General features: G+C 68.2%; 2 protein-coding genes. Both read left to right on the top strand.

Annotated elements, in window-relative coordinates:
- A partial coding sequence (locus MUO23_07690) for a hypothetical protein (protein MCJ7512836.1) occupies positions 1-299 on the top strand: 299 nt, incomplete at its 5' end.
- 820 nt (positions 300-1,119) lie between these two features.
- The coding region (locus tag MUO23_07685) for a DUF1684 domain-containing protein (GenBank protein MCJ7512835.1) at positions 1,120-1,504 on the top strand (385 nt) is incomplete at its 3' end.

Raw genomic sequence — 1,504 nt, 5'->3', positions numbered from 1 at the left:
TGCGAGTCGCGGTCTGGATCGGCGCCGCCTTCGGCGCCCTGCTGGCGGTCGGCGTTTTCACCTGGGATGCCCTGCGAGCGGCACCTCTTGGCACCCAGGCGGTGCTGGACGTTCTGCCTCAGCGATTCCTGTGGCCTCCGTTCCTGGCAGCGCTGGCCCTGATGTCGCTTCCGCTGGCCGTGCTGTCCTGGCAGATCGCAAGCCCGGGCCGTCGGCAGGGCTATCCAGCCTCGGCCGCTTCCCCGCCCGGTCAGCCCAGGTCAGACGGGCGACAGGCGCGATCCGGTGGCGATGAATGATGGACATCTCGCCGGACGGGGGTCAGGCGTCGTCACCCCTCCTTCGCCCCCAGGCCAGGCATGTCGGGATCCTCATGAACGGTAACGGACGCTGGGCAATCGCTGGCGGGCTACCCCGCCTGGCCGGACAGCGTGCGGAGTCGAAAACGCGCGCAGCGGCATTCGCGTCTGCGTTGAAGCCGGCATCGGCTCCCTGAGGCTGTATGCCTTACTGCAACCGCCCGAAGGCGGAGGTGCAGGGATTGCCCGGGCTGATCGACCGCACCCTCGGCCGCGAGCTGGATGATCTAGACCGAAACGGTGTGCGGCTGCGGCACTTGGGCAGCCTCGACCCGCTGCCCCCATCGACCCGCAATCGGATCGAGCGAGCGGTGCATCGGACTGCCGCCAGTGACCGCCTACCTGTTTACCGCTGGGTAGACGGGCCTCGACCTGGTCTTTCGCAGCGGGGGCGAGATGCGCCTGTCGAACTTCCGGCTGTGGCCGGCCGCGTTTGCCGGGTTCTACGCCTGGGACGTGTACTGGCCGGACTTCGCCGGGAGCAATTCTTCCGGGCGCTCGAGGCCTATGCATCCCGCCAGCGCCGCTTCGGAGGCCCCTCCCCCTCGCCACCCGACCCGCTCCCCTGAAGCGCTGGCTCGCCCGCGGTTGCCCCTGTCGAGCCCTGCGCCGGGCGCCGGGGGCGGCACCTCCGCCCGAACATCCCTTTCGCCGGGGCCGACAGCCAGCCGCGGACAGCCAATGGTCAAGCGAGGAAGAATCCCCTTTCCGCCCTTCGCAGGCCGCGCCTCTCCTGCTATCCTTGGCGCCGGAGGCTGCGATGAGCCAGCTGGATGATCTTCGCCGCGAGAAAGACGCCTTCTTCCGGACCAGCCCCGACAGCCCATTGACTGCAGAGCAGAAGGAGACCTTTTCCGGGCTGCAATACTTCCCGGAGAATCCATCGCTGGCGCTGGAGGTCGCCCTGGAGCAGTTCCCCGTGCCAGAGGACGTTCGGATGCTGACCACAACCGGAGACATTCAGGCGTACGAGCGCTGGGGCAGGATCCGCTTCGACGTCGAGGGACAGCCGGCGTCACTGACGGTCTATCGCAATGCCTACGGCTACTTCCTGCCGTTTGCCGACGGCCTTGCCGGAAGGGAAACCTACGGCGCCGGTCGCTACCTGGAGCCGGAAGGACTGCCCGACGGACGCCTGGTGGTTG

The sequence above is a fragment of the Anaerolineales bacterium genome (assembly GCA_022866145.1).
GTDB lineage: Bacteria > Chloroflexota > Anaerolineae > Anaerolineales > E44-bin32 > PFL42.
Note: the sequence above shows the minus strand (reverse complement) of the source record. Positions and strands in the feature narration are given on the sequence as shown.